At 44.6% G+C, this 18,263-nt stretch carries 8 protein-coding genes; 4 read left to right on the forward strand and 4 right to left on the reverse strand.

The annotated features are described in order from the left end of the window. Nucleotides 1–26 precede the first annotated feature (26 nt). Genes A0256_20210 through A0256_20225 form a run of 4 tightly spaced genes read right to left on the reverse strand, consistent with a single transcriptional unit; the run spans nt 27 to nt 8,181 of the window. Nucleotides 27–2,294: a sugar hydrolase gene (locus A0256_20210; GenBank protein AMR33583.1), complete on the reverse strand. Its 2,268-nt coding sequence runs from the start codon at nt 2,292–2,294 to the stop codon at nt 27–29. A 6-nt stretch (nt 2,295–2,300) separates the two neighbouring features. Further along, nucleotides 2,301–4,421: a hypothetical protein gene (locus A0256_20215; GenBank protein AMR33584.1), complete on the reverse strand. Its 2,121-nt coding sequence runs from the start codon at nt 4,419–4,421 to the stop codon at nt 2,301–2,303. Nucleotides 4,422–4,425: 4 nt separating this feature from the next. Continuing rightward, the gene (locus A0256_20220; GenBank protein ID AMR33585.1) at nt 4,426–6,732 is read right to left on the reverse strand and encodes a beta-hexosaminidase; all 2,307 of its coding nucleotides are present in this window, start codon (nt 6,730–6,732) and stop codon (nt 4,426–4,428) included. A 6-nt stretch (nt 6,733–6,738) separates the two neighbouring features. Next, nucleotides 6,739–8,181, reverse strand: a complete 1,443-nt coding sequence (locus tag A0256_20225; GenBank protein ID AMR33586.1) for an alpha-L-fucosidase — start codon at nt 8,179–8,181, stop codon at nt 6,739–6,741. Between the two features lie 573 nt (nt 8,182–8,754). On the opposite strand from A0256_20225, the gene A0256_20230 reads away from it, so the two are divergent. From A0256_20230 to A0256_20245, 4 genes are all read left to right on the forward strand, one after another. Continuing rightward, complete coding sequence (locus tag A0256_20230) at nt 8,755–11,844, forward strand: SusC/RagA family TonB-linked outer membrane protein (protein ID AMR33587.1); 3,090 nt, start codon at nt 8,755–8,757, stop codon at nt 11,842–11,844. A gap of 5 nt (nt 11,845–11,849) precedes the next feature. Further along, the gene (locus A0256_20235) at nt 11,850–13,445 is read left to right on the forward strand and encodes a hypothetical protein (GenBank protein ID AMR33588.1); all 1,596 of its coding nucleotides are present in this window, start codon (nt 11,850–11,852) and stop codon (nt 13,443–13,445) included. A gap of 206 nt (nt 13,446–13,651) precedes the next feature. Further along, complete coding sequence (locus tag A0256_20240; GenBank protein ID AMR34632.1) at nt 13,652–16,888, forward strand: RNA-binding protein; 3,237 nt, start codon at nt 13,652–13,654, stop codon at nt 16,886–16,888. Continuing rightward, entirely contained in the window at nt 16,888–18,222 is a 1,335-nt protein-coding gene (locus tag A0256_20245; protein AMR33589.1) for a haloperoxidase, read from the forward strand. The genes A0256_20240 and A0256_20245 overlap by 1 nt, the downstream gene beginning before the upstream one ends. Nucleotides 18,223–18,263: the final 41 nt, after the last annotated feature.

An 18,263-nucleotide genomic window follows, 5' to 3' on the forward strand; every position in this document is an offset into this window, starting at 1 on the left:
TTCCCCCTGCTGCAATACAATATCAATTAATAAACAGATTTTGGCCTGGAAGCCTGGTTTACACCCCATACCGCGGATGCCTTGCTGCCCATTGTAATTTGCAGCTCGCCACCTTTCGCCATATCGGCATGCAAAAGGTACGATTTAAGATAAGGTTTCCCGTTTAGCGTGATCTGCTGAATGTATTTATTCACTTTGGAATTGTTTTTAACCGAAATGTGGAACACCTTGCTGCCGAGTTTCAAAACCGCATCATCAATCACCGGGCTGCCAAATACGTAAGCGGCGTTTGCCGGGCTCACCGGGTAAAAGCCCATAGCAGATAATACATACCAGGCAGACATTTGCCCAACATCCTCATTACCGATAATGCCATCCTTTTTGTTGGTGTAAAAGTTATCCATCACAAACCTCACCTTATCTGCAGTTTTGTAGGGTTGCCCAACATATGCATACAGATATGCGATATGGTGGCTGGGCTCGTTGCCATGTGCATACTGGCCTATTAAACCGGTAATATCGTTTGATGCCTCGTTACCCATATCACCATGTACCGTAAATAGTGAATCCAGTTTGCTGATGAATGGTTTTTCGCCGCCCAACTCCTGAACCAAGCCCTCCACATCCTGCGGTACCAGCCAGGTGTATTGCCATGGGTTGCCTTCGGTAAAATCATCTTTCATATGGCGGGATACAAACGGACTGAACGGAGTTCGCCATTCGTTTGCTGCTAAGCGGCCGCGCACAAAACGGGTTTGCTTATCAAAATAGTTTGCGTAGTTTTTGCCCCGGGCCAGGAAATAATTATAATCCTGTTCATGCCCAAGTTTTTTGGCCATCTGGGCGATACACCAATCATCAATGGCATACTCCAAACCAGTAGCTACAGATTCCAGCAGACTATCGGCAGGGATATAACCGCGTTCCTTTACAAATTTCAACCCGCGGCGGTCTCCCATGGCGGTAGTTTTTACCGCCTCGTATGCTAGTTCTGTATCAAAACCTTTATAACCCTTTAAAAAAGCATCAACCACAACCGGTATAGCGCTATTACCCACCATACAGTCGGTTTCATTACCCATGAGGTGCCAAACCGGCAACCTGCCCTGTTGTTTATAGATAGCCAGCATGGAACTGATGAGATCATTCACCCTATCAGGCTGCAAAATGGTCATCAGGGGATTTTCTGAGCGGTAAGTATCCCAAAGTGAAAGCGTGGTTACATTGTTAAAACCGGGGTTGTGATAAACCTTCTTATCGGTGCCCAGGTAATCGCCGTTATGATCGTTGTAAGCGGAGGGTGCTATCATGGTATGATATAACGCCGTATAAAATGTACGCATCCGCGCGGGTTCGGCTTTTACCAATGCTTTGCCCAGCTCCATGTTCCAAAGTGCAGTGGCTTCATTCCGCACCTTATTAAAATCCCAGGTGCCTGCTTCAGCCTTAATGTTAAGTAATGCATTATCAGTACTTACCGGCGAGATCCCTACCTTTATTTTTACCTTTTCTCCAGCGGTTGTAGTGAAACTTATCGCGCCTTTAACATTGCGGCCTGTCAGTTCGGTACCGGCAGCCTTTGCCAGGCTATCATACACCGCAAAATTTTTAATCTTTTTTGAGAAAACCGCCGCAAAGTACATCCGCTGGTCAACTGCCCAGCCCGATGATTTGCGATAACCTACTATGGTACTATCATTTACCTGCTTGAGGTAAGTTTCCACGGGGTGATCCCAGCCTATACCCTTTTGCAGATCGATAATTACATGCGCATTGTTTGATTGCGGGAAAGTGTACTGATGAAAACCAACCCTTGAGGTAGCCGTAAGTTCAGCATCGATGTTATACCGCTTTAGCTTTACCGAGTAATAACCCGGCTTGGCTATTTCCTGCTGATGGCTGAACAATGAGTAATAGCCACTGTTATAATCGTTAAGCTTACCGCTTAAAACCTTTATATCACCTGTAGTTGGCATGAACTGAATATCGCCCAGGTCGCCGATACCGGTACCGCTTAAATGCGTATGCGCAAAACCGGCAATGGTAGAATCTGAATAGTTATAGCCCGAGCACCAGTCCCAATCTTTGGCAACAATATTTACCGGCCCTAATTGCACGGCACCAAAAGGCACATTTGCTCCTAAAAAAACGTGACCATGCAAAGCGGTACCAATATACGGATCAACAAAAGATGTAAGATCGGCCTTTTTGAGGGCTGCTTTTTTTTGCGCAAAACTATTAACGCAGCCAAGGGCTGCAAACAGGAACGGAAAGTAATATTTATAATGCTTCATCATGACTTACTTGGTTTTAACCCCTATCTCGGCTACCGTTACACCGTTGCCATTGGTGACGTGGGTTATAGCAAACTTAAAGTACCGGGCGCTGCTTACGCCCTGCAATGTAATTAACTGTTCTATAGGGTTAGATCTGATATTAGAAAACTCCCCTTTTGCGACGGGAGCCCAGTCTTGCCCATTATTACTGGTATAAACTATGTAGCTATCAGCCATACCCGCGGTACGTTTATCCTGGCGCGGCAGGTAGGTAAACGCTTTAATGGCTTCCACTTTACCCATATCAACGCTGATCTCCTGCGGATATTTGATGGCTGCGGCGGTATCTGCCTGTAAACTACTCCAGTTAGTATAGCGATCTTCGTCAATAGCGTACAAAGATTTGCTCAGCGTTTGCGGTGTACTGCTGATAACCGACCAGCCTGCTTTAGATAAACCAAAATCCCCTATCCCGGTTTCGCTCTGCTTGGCACCTTCAAAACTTGCGGCTTTGATAACGCCACCGGTAGGTAGCGCAAACGGCTGCTGGTAAGAAGCGGAGCTGACATTCGGTTCCGAACCATCTGTGGTATAGCGAATACCAGCTACCGGAGCATCTGTACCAATGCTTACCATACCACTTCTATCACGGCTGATCAGCGGTGCACTCAAATGTGCAGGCTCCTTAAATAAACCGAAATCACTTAAGGCGATACAGGCATTGGCACTGGTAACACGCAGGCGAACTTTATTGGTCGTAATATTTTGCGGCAGGCGGATCAACCGGTTTGCACCGATGCTGGTAGCTGTTGCTATTTCCTTCCACACCCCATTTTGAAAAGCATCAACAGCTAAGGCATTTATGCGCTGGCCCAGTTTGATGTTTTCGCGCAAGCGGATAACGTTAAATGTTTTTTGGCCATGCAGATCAACAACCAAAGAAGGTTTAGTTATGGCATCATTAGTAGCCCAATAACTGTAGCGGTCATTGTCGGTTAAAAAAGCCGTACCAAATTTAAGCTTGTTATTACCGCGAATATTGCTTGCCGTAAATGCAGCATCTTTTGCCAGGTTAATTGCAAAGGTTTGTTTCAACAGATTGCCAAATTGCTTAAGCGAAGCCACATCCCGGTCGTTAAGGAGGCCGCGTGGGTCTGGCGAAAGGCCAAGGTCCAGATTAGCACCGCGGCCAACACTTTTATAATAAAGCTCCAGTAATTGATAAGGCGTTTTTACCTGTGCATTTTGAGATTCATGGTAAAACCAACCCGGGCGAAGCGAAACATCGCATTCGGGAGGCATCCATTGGCCTGTGCGGGTTCCCTCTGGTGCTTCCTCATATTTACTGTAACCGTTGGATGGCTTTTTGCCTTCATCCGGCGCTTTAGGCGTGTAGGTAGCCCAGCTTGTTTTGCCTGCCTCGCCTTCTTCGTTCCCTACCCAACGCACATCAGGGCCAATATCGCCAAATATAGCGGCGGCGGGCTGCCATTTACGGATCATTGCCCAGGTGTTATCCCAATCGTAATAGGTGGTTCGGTCTATTTTCCGGTCTTCCACCTTGCCGCCGTAGTAGCCATTACCCCCATTGGCACCATCGTGCCAGGAGATAAAGATAGGTCCATAATTATTGTATAGTTCTTTTAGCTGGGCACGGTAGATCTCCAAATAAGCCGGTGTGCCGTAGGCGCCGTTGTTCCTGTCCCAGGGAGAGCAGTAGAGGCCCAGCTGCATGCCTAATTTCTGGCAGGCCAGCTGGTATTCGCGAACCATATCGCCTTTGCCATTTTTCCAGGGGCTTTTGCTAATGTTGTGTTCGGTTGTTTTAGTTGGCCAGATACATAAGCCATCGTGGTGTTTGGCTACAATTACCACCCCTTTAAAACCGCCCGCTTTAGCCGCTCCAACGATTTGCATGGCATCGAATTGTTTAGGGTTAACTAACGACGGACTTTCATCGCCGAACCCCCACTCTTTATTAGTATAGGTATCCACCCCAAAATGGATAATACAGTACATGCCCATTTCATGCCAGTTGAGCTGAGCCTTATTAGGCAAGGCACCGTAAGGCTTTGGAGCGGGCTGTGCAAAAGCAAGATTTGCAAACAGCAGGCATCCCCCTAAAATTGATAAACTTCTTTTCATACGTTTAGTTCTTCAGCCAGGCTGATGGAATTTCTGTAGGTTCGGAGCCGTTAAGGCTATACTTTAATTTAAGCGTGTAACCACCGCCGCCTTCAATAAAATCAAGCGCTACCGGTTGGAGGCCTTTCTTTAAGGCAACCTGCCCATTCTTTTCAATCGCCGAGTGCAAGCCGTCGTTATTAACCACTTCACGGTTTGCTATGCTCAGCACGCCTCCATCGTCGCAAGTGAGGTAAAAGCTGTAAATACCATCCTGCGGAATATCAAAATAACCACGGTATTTTAAAGCAAAACTTGGAGCCTCTGCATATTTAGGAACAATGATCTCGTTGACTTTAAACACGCCATCCGGTTTAGTATCTGGTATCAGCGAAACCTGTTTGTAATATTCTTTATACTGATTAACAATCAGCCCACTGCTTACTGATTTTCCGGTTGCTGGTTCCGCAAGTGTTTGTTTCTGATATTTCAGATTATAAACATCGCCCATTGTGCCATTCGGTTTGAAGGCAGCCAACCGAATATTTTCCGTTTTATCAATAGCCAATGGTTTGCTCAGCTCCGTAGAAGCGGCGTTTGGTAAAGTACCGTTGGTTGTGTAACGGATGGTCAGATCAGCCATTGGTTTGATCACTTTCAGGGTGTCCCGGTCTGTAAAAACATTAGAGGCCAGGAACCCGCCCAGGTCAGGCAGGCGGTAATGCACTTTAAGCGCATCCAATCGCGGAAATTGTTGTTCCAACCGCTGCTGGTAAGATTTGTAATCTTTACGGTTAGTCCAAAGGACTTCCGCGAGCGCCGTCATCCGCGGCATGTACATATAATCGGCCCGGTTTTCTGTGGGGATGTACTCCGTCCAGATGTTGGCCTGGGCACCGATGATGTTTGCAGCTTCGGCAGCAGTTAAACCTTTGGGGATGATATCGAAATTATACACATTGGTGATCGAATTCTTATCCGGCAGTGCATCAAAGTACAAGGGGTTTCCCGGCGTCATGATCACTTTGTTACCAAGTTTTGCAGCTTCTACAGGGGCCTTTGGCACCCAGCTGCGCCAGTACATAATTACAGCTGTTTTACTAACGCCGCCTTCCAGCACCTCGTCCCAGCCTATCAGCTTGCGGCCTTTGGAGTTGAAGAACTTCTCCATATTATTAATGAAATAGCTCTGCAGTTCCTCTGTATTTTTCAACCCCTCTTTCTTCATCAGCGCCTTGCACTCTTCAGATTTGGCCCATAGGGAGCGATCCACCTCATCACCGCCGATGTGCAGGTATTTGCTCGGGAAGATCTCCATAATTTCGCTGTACACATCCTGAGCAAATTGAAAGGTAGATGGCAGACACGGGCAAATTGGCGTAGAGAATAATTTACCAAATGCGCTTTTTCCGTCGCAGCTCAGATACGGGTATTCATTAATGGCAGCCATCATGTGGCCGGGCATATCAATCTCCGGGATGATCTCGACGTGCCTGGTTGCAGCATAGGCAACAAGCTCTTTTAATTGCTTTTGGGTGTAAAAACCCCCGTAAAGCGTTTTACCATCTTTTTGAATGATGTGTTTTTTATCGATCTCAAAATCCGGGTTATCTGCCGCGCGTTTCATGCAGGCAGTATCCTGGTTGTTAAAGGTTCGCCAGGCGCCGTTTTCAGTAAGCTTTGGATATTTTTTGATCTCCACACGCCAGCCCTGATCATCAGTTAAGTGCAAATGGAATTTATTGAATTTGTACAGCGCCATTACATCAATAAACTTGCGCAGGTATTCGATAGAGAAAAAATGACGGGATACATCCAGGTGCATACCGCGCCAGTCGTACGCCGGGTGGTCTGCTATACTTAATGAAGGTAACGTGAGGCTTTTGAGTGCAATAGCATTGGAGCCTTCTGCGGAAGCAGGAAGCAGCTGCCTGATGGTTTGCACCGCCCGGAACATCCCCGAAGCTGTTTTAGCACGGATAACCACTCCGGTTTTGCCAATGGTCATCTGGTAACCTTCATCCGAGGTGATGGCCTTATCATAAATCAGTTTTATAGCATTCGCAACAGCAACTGTGCTCAGCTTAACAGCCTTATGAAAGCTATTTGTAAAATACCCGTTCAGTATCGCTGCCTCATTCGCAAATAACTTATTGGCTGGCAACACAATAACAGTAGCAGGGGTTACGGTAAAACTACCTCCAGCAGGCGTTAAACTGGTTGGATAAGGGATAATAGGATACCGCTGATCATTTTGCTGGGCAATTGCTTTTGTACCCGAAAAGGCTACCGATAGTACAAAAAGGGCAATCGCCCCGTAATTTAACTTCATATCTCGTTAATATTCTATTTTAAAAGTTGCAGCACTTGCCGTAGTACGGTTATTTTGAACCGATGCCGGGATCTGCAGCACCAGGTCATCATTGGTCAATTGCCATTTGATCTTATCCTTAAAACCCAGCAAGGACACTTTCTTTACCTTTTTAATGTCGTTAAGCTTTACCGTAACCGTCTTGTCAAACTTAACCATATTATCCTGCGCTAATAAAAACGCATAAACAGTATTGGTATTTTTGGCTTTGGTATAGTAAATATTACCGGTAGAATAAGGGGCTATTGATTTAGATCCATAGATTCCTTCACCGTTTACATTCATCCATTTACTGATCTCACCAAGGCGCTCATAAGCAACCGGGTCCCAGTCCCCATCCGGGCCGGGGCCGATGTTCAATAGCAAATTACCACCGCGTGATACGATTTTTACCAACAGGTTAACAATTTCTTTTGAAGATTTGTAGCGATCACCGGGAACATAGCTCCAGGAATTACCCATTGTGATACAAGTTTCCCAGGGATGATCCAGCGGCACGGCTGGTACTTGCTGCTCCGGTGTGGTGTAATTTTCGAACTCTCCGGCAACGGTCCGGTCAACCACAATAAGGCCCGGTTGCTTGCTGCGCCCCATGGCTGCGATTTTAGCCATATCGATGTCCTGGTTAAATTTGATGCCGCGCTGCCAATCTACCGAAGTATCGATAGAACTTTTAGGCCTTACCCAGCCGCCATCCAGCCAAAGTATATCCACTTTTCCATAGTCGGTCATCAATTCGCTGATCTGGTTGTAGGTAAAATCTTTAAACTTCTGCCATTTTTCAGGATGCATGGCGGGGTCGTAATTTACATTACGATCCTTTGGCGGAAAGTATGGCCACCAGTAATCTTCCGAATGCCAGTCGGGTTTAGAGAAATAGGCACCTATCATAAAGTTCTCCTTACGGAATGCATTGAAGATCTCTTTCGTGACGTTGGCACGTGGGTTAGTTGAAAATGGTGTTTTAGCAGATGTGATTTTATAATCGGATTGTTTGGTATCAAACATATTAAAGCCATCATGATGCTTGGTTGTAAATACCACATATTTCATCCCGGCACCTTTGGCGGCAGCTACCCATTTTTCAGGGTTGAATTTTGTTGGATTAAAAGTTGTCTGCAGGTTTTCGTAAGCTTTTACGTAACCGTTGTAAGTGGCACCATAAGGGCCTTTACGTTGCGTCCAGCCTTCGTCTTCGGGGCAAATGCTCCAGCTTTCTACTACGCCCCATTGGCTGTAAGTACCCCAATGCATAAACAGGCCGAATTTGAGATCCTGCCAGCCCTTGAGTTTTTGCTTTACCAATTCATCAGAGGGTGCCTGGTAACTTTTAGACATGTTGTGCTCCTGGGCGTAAACCCCGGCTATGTTCAAAAGCATTGAAAGAATAAATACCGATCTTTTTATCATAAGGCAGTTATAAATAAAGTCCGGGCCAAATATAGCGCGGCTATGTCTAAGACAGGCTTTTATAATTTTATGCTTACAATAAATTTGATTTAGATGCACCCGCCGTTAATCATGCGGAACAAAGCAGCATACATTGCTATTATGCCCTTTGATTATCAGGCGTTTCCATAATGACAACACTAACCCAGCCGTTTAAAAAAAAATACAGAAAAAAAATTTTCAGGATGTAAGCATTATATTTCTTTTAATTGTCCTTACACCAACGCAGGTATTGTGAAACCAGCAATCTGCGGCACCTAATCAATAAATAGTAACGTTACCAAAGCTCCGGCTTGTTTACTACTAATTAAAAAAAACTAATTGATGGCCTATGTAAGAAAGAATTACTCTCCCCAACAAAGCATAGTTACCCAAGGGGCTACCGCTTAAGAAACTAAACTGTTTATACAATCCCCCCTGACCAGGGAATTTTGTAATTAATCTCTTTTAAACTAATCAAGTATGGAATTTTTTAGACATCCAACGGGTGTAAGAAACAGATATTGGCTGAATAAATCTCTGCCAATATGTAAAATGGCGCTGGCTTTGCTAATCGTAGCAAACGTACCGGCTAATGCCGCTGAAGCAACTTTAAACACCAAAGGTTTTAAATTGAATCACAAAGCCGCTGAGCCTGTAACAGGTTTGGTAACTGATGAGGCCGGCGAGCCACTGGCAGGTGTAAGTGTAGCGGTAAAAGGTACCGGTACAGGCACACAAACCGACGCGAGCGGTAAATTCTCATTAAACGCTCCTTTAAATTCAACCATTGTATTTAGCTATGTTGGTTTTAAAAGCCAATCGGTTGTTTTTACAGGTAAAGCACTCAGAATATCTTTAGCATCAAGCACTGCCTTAAATGAAGTGGTAGTAACCGCTTTGGGTATTAAGAAAGATGAGCGTAAATTAGGTTACTCTGTAACTACAGTTAAAGGCGATTTATTAAACACTGCGAAAGAAACCAACGTTGCCTTATCACTACAGGGCCGTGTTGCGGGTTTAAGTATCAGTGGTACAAATGGTGGCCCGGGTTCATCAGCGCGTATTTTGTTACGTGGTGTAACCAGCTTAACAGCAGGCGGCCCATTATTTGTTATCAACGGCGTACCAATGGATAACACCCAAAGGGGTCAGTCCGGCGAGTGGGGCGGTGCAGACTTTGGTGATGGTATCAGCAACATCAACCCTGATGATATCGAAACCATGACCGTATTGAAAGGCCAGTCGGCATCAGCATTATACGGTACACGTGCGGTAAACGGTGTTATTTTAATCACCACAAAATCTGGTAAGAAAAATTCAGGTTTTGGCGTTGAATACAACACCAACTACCAAATGGATAAGGTATATGATAATACCGATTTCCAAAATGTTTACGGCCAGGGTTTACTTGGTGCTAAACCAGTTACTACTGCAGGTGCATTAGCTTCGGGCAACCAGGCTTGGGGTGCTAAGTTGGATGGATCGCAAGTAATTCAGTTTGACGGTAATAACTACGCTTACTCAAAAACAAGCGACGACTATACTAAATTCTACAAAACCGGTAACACATTTACCAACACGGTTTCTTTAACCGGTGGTAACGAAACCGGCGCATTCCGTTTATCAGCTTCCGATCTGAATAACCATGCTATTACACCAAATAGCGGTATCAACAGAAAAACTTTCAACTTTAACGGTTCGCAAACTGTAATTAAAAATCTGGATATCAATTTGGTAGCCAACTACATTTTGGATAACGCAAAAAACCGTTCTGGCTTGAGCGATGGACCGGGTAACCCTAACAACGTTCAGTTCTTAGCGCCAAACGAAGGCCAAAGTATTTTGGCACCAGGCACCAAAGCCGATGGGACAGAGCAGTCTTTCACCGATGATATTTATGTAACTAACCCTTACTTTGCTGCTTACAATTTTGTAACCAACACTACCAGGGAGCGTTTAATATCATCTATATCTGCTAAATACGCATTAACTAACTGGGCATACGTACAAGGCCGTATTGGTTATGATAAAATCCATGACAAACGTTTAGGCATTACTCCAACCGGTACAGCTTACGCGGGCAACAACGGTAGTATGTCAACCCAAACTACTCAAATCACTGAGTTAAACTCTGATGTTTTGATTGGTGCAAAGCATGACCTGATTAAGGACTTGTTAAATCTTGATGTGTCTGTGGGTGGTAACATCCGTAAAAGCGATGCATCTGGTACATTTATCAATGCCAATCAATTCATTATCCCGTACTTCTACGATCTGTCTAACGGTAAAACAAGAGACAGTGGCAACCAGGGTGTATCAAAACAACAGGTAAACTCTGCGTATTACACTGCAGATTTCGCTGTTAAAAGCTTCTTGGTATTGAGCACATCTGGCCGTTACGATTCTTACTCAAGTATTGGTGGTGATGTAGGCCGTGGTATATTTACGCCATCTGTTTCTGGTAGCTTTATCTTTTCCGAGCTTACCCATATCAATGGCCTGGACTTTGGTAAATTACGCCTTTCATATGCCAAAACAAGTGCAGCTCCAAATCCTTACACAAACAGGGTTTATTATAACGTAAATAATTCAATCAATGGAGTAAGCGCTGGTAGCTTTGATACATCGTTACCAAATCTTTTCTTAAAACCTTATACATTAAGTGAGTTTGAAATCGGTACTTCACTAAAGTTCTTCAACGATCGCGTTGGCTTAGATGTAACCTATTTCCACAAGAAAACCAAAAACGAAATCCTGAGCGGATCTCTTGATATTTCAAGCGGTTACACCAGCTATTACGTTCCTACCGGTTCTACACAAAATAAAGGTTTAGAGGTTGAACTACATGGCTCACCTTTCAGAAGCAGCACCTTTAACTGGACATCATCTTTTAACTTTACTTATGTAAATAACAAGATCTTGTCAACAGATGCTAATAATAGCAACATTGGTTTAGGTACCTATCGTCCGTTAAATGCAACAACAGCATTTGTTGTAGGCATGTCTGGCCCACAAATTTTGGCTAACGATTATCTTCGTAACGACCAGGGTCAAATTATCTATGATGCGCAGGGTATTCCTAAAGCTACAGGCCGTGTTCCTATGGGTAGCGTTATACCTAAGTTTTATGGTGGCTTTAACAATGATTTCAGCTACAAAAACTTTAACTTCTCGTTCCTGATCGATTACCGTTATGGTAACAAAGTTTTATCAGCTACTAATTACTACAGTATCTTCCGCGGGTTAAACCAAATGACTTTGGCTGGCCGCGAAACTGGTGTTGTTGGTGTTGGTGTAAACGAAGCGGGTACTACAAACACAGTTAATGTACCTGCACAAACCTATTACCAAGGGCTTGCACGTAATATCTCTGCGGTTAACGTGTTAGATGGTAGCTTCATCAAATTACGTCAGATCACTTTAGGTTATGCTATTCCTAAGGCTTCTATAGCAAACACGCCGTTTAATTCAATCACCGTTTCTTTGGTAGCACGTAACTTATGGACTATCATGAAACGTACAGACAATATCGATCCGGAATCTAACTTTGCACCAGGTATTAACTATGCCGGTATCGAAGGTACAAGCGTACCTGCTGTTAGGACTTACGGGTTAAATGTTAACTTTAAATTTAAAAAATAACAAAGATGAAAAAACGACTTATATATAGTTGCCTGCTTGTAGGTGCCACCTTTATAGCGGGTTGTACTAAAGACTTTGAGGCAATCAACACTAACCCTACAAAAGTAAATGAGGCCACATTTCCACCAAATTTTTTGCTGGCACAGTCTCAGATAAAGTTTTCAAACAGCGGTTACGATCAATTGCTTTTCCAAAGTATGTGGTCTCAATCATTAGCCGGTACCTACTCTTACTATAGCAATGGCGACAAGTATGTTTACGGTGGCAGCGGACGCGGTTACTTAGAGCGTACCTGGAATACCAGCTATGGCGCAGCTACCCTGGTTGATGAAATGAAAAACCTGATCAAGGGTAAAGCTGAATACACCAACCTGGATAACGTTGGTACCATCATGCGGATCCTGATCCTGCAACGTGTTACCGATGCTTACGGAGATATCCCTTTCTCTCAGGAAGGCCAGGCAAAATCTGGTGTGATCACTCCGGAATTTGATAGCCAGCAAGCTGTATACACTTCAATGCTTTCTCAGTTAGAGACAGCAACTGCAGCGTTAGACGCTACTAAAGACAAACCATCATCAGATTTGATGTATGGTGGTAACATTGCACAATGGAAAAAACTGGGTTACTCTTTAATGTTAAAAGCTGCAATGCGCTTAACTAAAGTTGATCCTGCTACTGCAAAAACATATGCCGAAAAAGCATTTGCAGGCGGTACCATGGCATCTATCGATGATAATGCTAAAGTTAAAGCTGATGAAGCAAATGGTAACAGCAACAGTGATGTTAATGCATTATTGGTAAAAGATGATTTCAGGGAAGTAAGATGGTCAAATACTTTGATCAGTTACATGCAATTAAATGCAGATCCCCGCATTAGTGCCGTAGCAGAAATCTCAGCAGGAACAGGTAAAGCTGCAAATGAGGCTTATTTAGCTGGTGACAATACTGCTGCTTTGCAAGTTGGTATGCCAAATGGCTACGACCAAAACGGCGGTACTACCGACATATCTAAAGCACCTGGATACCCTGGAACAAGCCCTGCTAACCCTGCCGTTGCAGGTGATGTTGCAGCACCGGATGGCAAATACTCACGCCCAAGGTTTGCTGTTTATCAGGATCGCAGCCGTATTAATATGCTTTATACTTATGGCGAAAGTGAATTGTTGCTTGCAGAAGCAGCGACAAGAGGCTGGAACACTGGTGTTGCAGCTACACACTTTGCCAATGCCTTAGCAGCAGACGTACAGAGCATTGCGCAATTCAATGCAGCTGGTGCAGTTTCTACAGCCAGCACTGCAGCGTTTGTAGCGGCTCATCCGTTAGTACCGGCAACTGCTTTAGAGCAAATCAACATGGAGTATTTTGTGGTAACCTCTACAACATTTAACTTCAATGAAACATGGGCTAACTGGAGAAGATCGGGCTTCCCTGTTTTAACACCGGTTAAATACCCAGGACAGTTTACTGATGGGTCTATTCCCCGCAGAAATCCTTACCCACTTGGATTACCATCTACCAACGCAGCAAATTATGCTGCTGCGGTTGCAAAAATCACCGGTGGTGACGTATTTACCGCCCGAGTTTGGTGGGATAAATAATTATACCCTACTATAAAAAAACAAGGCTGTGTATACAGCCTTGTTTTTTTGTTTATAGTGAAAACGTTTTTAAATTTAAATTAGCAATCGCTATATTTATAATCGCCGTAATTAGCGAATAAACCCCTATTATTTAAATGTATTGCTGCTACAGTTTTTGCCGACCGGTTTTTAAGGGCCTGAGCCTTTTGTGCCTCTTAATCGTAATTAAATGTACCGGCGTATTTGCCCAGCAATCACCCCTGTTTAAACTTTTACCGGCCACACAAACCGGAATCAGCTTTCGTAACGATTTAACGGAAGATGAGAAATTAAACGTACTCTCCTACGAATACCTGTATAACGGTGGTGGCGTTGCCGTTGGCGATATCAATAACGACGGCCTGCCCGATGTTTTTTTCACCAGCAATATGGGCGCAAACAAGTTGTACCTTAACCTGGGCAACCTGAAATTTAAAGATATTACCGTGCAGGCCTCCCCTGCCCTTGCGGGCCGGAAAGGCGGCTGGAAAACCGGCGTTACCATGGCTGATGTAAATGGCGATGGCCTGCTAGATATTTATATCTGTTACTCCGGCCTCGGCGATAACGAGATTAGGCGGAACCAGCTTTTTATCAATAAAGGCAACAACAAATTTACCGAATCTGCCAAAGCCTACGGGCTTGATGATCCCGGCTACAGCACACAAGCTGTTTTCTTCGACTACAACAACGATGGCAAACTGGATATGTTCCTGCTGAACCACAACGTTAAAAAGATTAATAATATAGAGATAGCCCAAAACAAAACCCAGACAGATGAACTGGCCAGCAACAAATTATTTGAGAACGCAGGCGGACATTTTACTGATGTATCAAAAAAAGCAGGCATTATTCAAAACCCATTAACCTTTGGACTTGGCGTAGCCATTGCAGATATTAACCAGGACGGCTATCCTGACATCTACGCCACCAATGACTATAATGAACCCGACTACGTATACATCAACAACGGGAACGGAACATTTACCGAGCAATCGCAAAAAATGCTGCGGCACCTATCACAGTTTTCTATGGGGGTTGATATCGCGGATATTAATAATGACGGTTTGCCCGATATCATGACCCTGGATATGCTACCTCCCGATAACAGGCGGCAAAAACTGCTTCAGCTGCAGGAAAACTACGAAACCTTTGAGCTGATGCTTAACCAGGGCCTTTACAAACAGTACATGCGTAACATGCTGCAATTGAATAATGGCGATGGCACCTTTAGTGAAATAGGCCAGCTGGCAGGTGTGTCCAACACCGATTGGAGCTGGTGCCCTTTAATTGCTGATTTTGACAACGACGGATACAAAGATATTTTTATTTCGAACGGATACCTTAGGGATTATACCAACAAAGACTTTTTACGCTATTGGGGCGATTATAAAATGAAGAAGGCTATGGATCGCGAGCCTACTTTACTAATGGACCTCGTACAGGCGATGCCATCAACAACGCTATCCAACTACATCTTTCAAAATAATCACGATCTTACTTTTACCAACAAAAAACAGGATTGGGGGATCACACAACCCGGCATTTCCAGCGGTTCAGCCTATGCTGATCTGGATAATGACGGCGATTTGGACCTTATTACCAATAACATCAATAACACGGCTTCGGTGTTTGAAAACACTGCCAGTCAAACTTTAGGCAATACATACCTGTCCTTAAGTTTTACCCAAGCCAACAAACAATTGATCACTACCGGCACCCGCGTATACCTGTATGCCGGGAAATCAATTCAATACCAGGAAGTAAACCAAAACCGGGGGTATTTATCATCGGTATCTACCGTTCTCAACTTTGGGTTGGGTAAGCTGGCCGCGATTGATTCCGTTAAGATCATCTGGCCGGATAAAACCGTTCAACTGCTAACCGATGTAAAGACCAATCAACACATAAACGTTAATTACCAGGGCATTAACAAACCCCTCCCGCTGGTTAGCCAAACCAAAACACTGTTCACCAAAGCAGGCGCTGCCATAGCTTACAAAAGCACTGAGAATTCAATAAACGATTTTAAGCGCCAGCCGCTGATGCTGTTCATGGACTCGAAAACAGGGCCGGTAATGGCAAAAGCCGACGTTAATAAAGACGGACTGGAAGATATCTTCATTGGTGGCGATGCTACCGCTCCGGGTAAAATTTTCTTACAAAATAAAAATGGTTCATTTACGGGTTCGGATATTGCCGACCTGAATGCCGAAAACACATCAGCAGCCGTTTTTTTTGATGCCAACGGCGATGGCTTCCCGGATCTGTACCTTGCCAAAGGCGGCTATGCCTTGCTAGAACCGGGCACGCCTGCCCTGCAGGATAAGTTATATTTTAATGATGGCAAAGGTGCCTTTAAATATATGAGCACTACTTTGCCTAAGATTACCAACAGCAGCAAATCTTGCATCCGCCCATGCGATTATAACAACGACGGCAAAATGGACCTGTTTATTGGCGGACGGATTGTACCCGGCCAGTACCCGGTTACGCCGGAAAGTTACCTGCTCACCAACAACGGAGACGGCAGCTTTCAATCTTCACCCGCGCCCTTTAAAATGGCCGGTATGGTTACCGATGCCCAATGGACAGACCTGGATGGCGATGGCCGCAAGGATTTGATCATTTGCGGCGACATGATGCCGATTATGGTTTACCTGAATACTAAAGAAGGCTTTGTTGACAAAACTAAAACCTGGTTTAGTGAACCCGAAAGCGGCTTTTGGAACAGTTTAAACCTGGTGGATGTAGATGGCGATGGAAAAATGGATTTGATTGCTGGTAACCTCGGCACCAATACCCAAATAACCGCAAGCCCGGCACAGCCTGCAGAAATGTATTACGCCGATTTTGACAACAATGGTTCGATAGACCCTTTCTTTAATTTTTTCGTACAGGGTGTAAGCTATCCATTTGTTAGCCGCGATGAACTTAACGATCAGATTTACCCAATGCGCAAAAAATTCAGCTCATACAAAGCTTACTGCGATGCTACCATGCAGCAAATATTTAGTACAGATGAGCTTTCAAAAGCGGATAAACTCAGCGTTACGGATGTGGGCACCGCATGCTTTTTAAACAGGGGTGGTAGCTTTGTTAAAACCAGCTTGCCTGTGGAGGCTCAATTTTCCACGGTGACCCAAATTTTAAGCGGCGACTACGATTATGACGGCAAACCAGATCTGCTATTGTTTGGCAATCACTCTGATAACCGACTAAAACTGGGCAGTTTTGATGCCGGCTATGGCTGCCTTTTAAAAGGCAATGGCAAGGGCGGCTTTACCTACGTAACGCAGGTTGCATCGGGCATTTGTGTGCCGGGCGATGTAAAATCAGCAACCGAGATCACCGTCAGCAATTCAAAATATATTATGATCGCCGTATCCAATGAGGCGGTTCAATTTTATAAAGAAAACTAATGACCAAAAAAATATTACTGATACTTTTTATCATTCGCGGCACTGTTGTTATGGCGCAGAATGGATCACCGCTGCCGGATTATTTAAGTTTGGATCAAACGATCAATTCAGTTTCGGCAGTGATGATCCATGATGTAGTTAACCCGCCTGCCGCCGCCCGGTACTACAATTATGTAATGATGGGGGCATACAACCTGGTGGCTTTAAACAATAGGGAGATATTGCCGATAGCCTCTTTTGTAAAAACCTATAACCAGGATAATACGATCACCTTAGCGCCCGGCAGCTATGATTACCGCATTGCAGCGGTTTATTGTATGCTGGAAACCGGCAAACAAATGCTGCCCTCTGGTTTTATGCTACAGCCTGATGAAGATAAATATGTAGCCCTCCTGAAGAAAAATAATGTTAGCGAGGCAATCATCCGGCAATCTATAGCAGCCGCTGTGGAAATGAGCGCTAAAATAATTGCGTATTCCCGTGGCGACCGGTACAACCGCTTAAGCGGCAAGCTGCGCTACACACCAATAAAGGGCAACGCCAATTGGTACCCAACCCCACCCAGCTACATGGAAGCCGTAGAGCCAAATTGGAAAACGGTGCGCCCGATGTTTATCGATTCGGCCAGCCAGTTTGTGCCGGTAAGGCCAACCCCTTTCAGTACCGATACCGCAAGTGATTTTTATAAGGAAGCTTATAAAGTGTATAAAGTATCCTTTCACCCTTCTACAGAACAGGTTAACATTGCCAGTTTTTGGGATTGCAACCCTTTCGCCGTAACCACTTCGGGCCACATGATGATCGGCTTCAAGAAGATCAGTCCTGGCGGCCACTGGATGAATATTGCGGCCATTGCCACGAAAAAAGCTAACCTTAGCTTTGATAAGGCGGTAATGGTGATGAGCCTGGAAGGGATGACGCTGATGGATGCTTTTATCAGCTGCTGGGATGAAAAATACCGCAGCAACGGTATCCGGCCTGAAACCTATATCAACCGCTATATCGATATTAAATGGATGCCATTTTTGCAAACGCCCCCCTTCCCCGAATATCCAAGCGGACACGCGGTGCTTTCCAACGCTTCGGCAACGGTGCTTACTTATTTATTGGGTGAACATTTTGCTTATACAGACGATTCAGAAATTCCTTATGGGGTTGCGCCACGTAAATTCAGCTCATTTATGCAGGCGGCAGAAGAAGCTTCCATCTCGCGTTTTTACGGCGGCATACATTTTAATGATGCCATTGTAAACGGTAATAAAGAGGGCCGGGATGTTGGTGCAGATATCGTTAAAAAGCTAAAAGCAGCCAATGTAAACCCGGTAATAAAATAGTTTTAGGTGGGTCGTCAGTAATTTATTGCTTCAGGCATCTA

The organism is Mucilaginibacter sp. PAMC 26640 (assembly GCA_001596135.1).
GTDB lineage: Bacteria > Bacteroidota > Bacteroidia > Sphingobacteriales > Sphingobacteriaceae > Mucilaginibacter.

Coding starts and splice junctions, on each gene's coding strand:
- A0256_20210 (AMR33583.1), bottom strand. CDS start 2,294: ATGAAGCATTATAAATATTACTTTCCGTTCCTGTTTGCAGCCCTTGGC.
- A0256_20215 (AMR33584.1), bottom strand. CDS start 4,421: ATGAAAAGAAGTTTATCAATTTTAGGGGGATGCCTGCTGTTTGCAAAT.
- A0256_20220 (AMR33585.1), bottom strand. CDS start 6,732: ATGAAGTTAAATTACGGGGCGATTGCCCTTTTTGTACTATCGGTAGCC.
- A0256_20225 (AMR33586.1), bottom strand. CDS start 8,181: ATGATAAAAAGATCGGTATTTATTCTTTCAATGCTTTTGAACATAGCC.
- A0256_20230 (AMR33587.1), top strand. CDS start 8,755: ATGGCGCTGGCTTTGCTAATCGTAGCAAACGTACCGGCTAATGCCGCT.
- A0256_20235 (AMR33588.1), top strand. CDS start 11,850: ATGAAAAAACGACTTATATATAGTTGCCTGCTTGTAGGTGCCACCTTT.
- A0256_20245 (AMR33589.1), top strand. CDS start 16,888: ATGACCAAAAAAATATTACTGATACTTTTTATCATTCGCGGCACTGTT.